We start from the raw sequence: 236 nt of genomic DNA, 5'->3' as shown, positions 1-236 counted from the left end.
GCGCATGACTTCGTCGGCGGTCTGCACCGATTCCAACACCTGGCCGATTTCGCGGATCGCGGCCTGCAGTGACTGCCCACGCCCCAACGCCAGGCCCAGGCGACGGGTGCGCGAGAGATCGCCGGTGCAGGGCAGCACCAGGTCACCCAAGCCCGCCAGGCCCAGGAGGGTTTCCGGCTTGGCACCAATCGCAGCGGCCCGGCGCAGCATTTCGTTGAGGCCGCGGGTAATCAGGC

Annotated in this window: 1 protein-coding gene; it reads right to left on the bottom strand. The window is 69.1% G+C overall.

Annotation, left to right across the window (positions count from 1 at the left end; all coding sequences use genetic code 11):
* Positions 1-236: NAD(P)H-dependent glycerol-3-phosphate dehydrogenase (locus tag ACQG3P_RS23670; RefSeq protein ID WP_426806413.1), on the bottom strand; the 236-nt coding region annotated here is incomplete at both ends.

It is taken from the genome of Stenotrophomonas sp. SrG (assembly GCF_050031795.1).
GTDB classification, from domain to species: domain Bacteria; phylum Pseudomonadota; class Gammaproteobacteria; order Xanthomonadales; family Xanthomonadaceae; genus Stenotrophomonas; species Stenotrophomonas rhizophila_A.
This window is presented reverse-complemented; position numbering and strand designations above follow the sequence as displayed.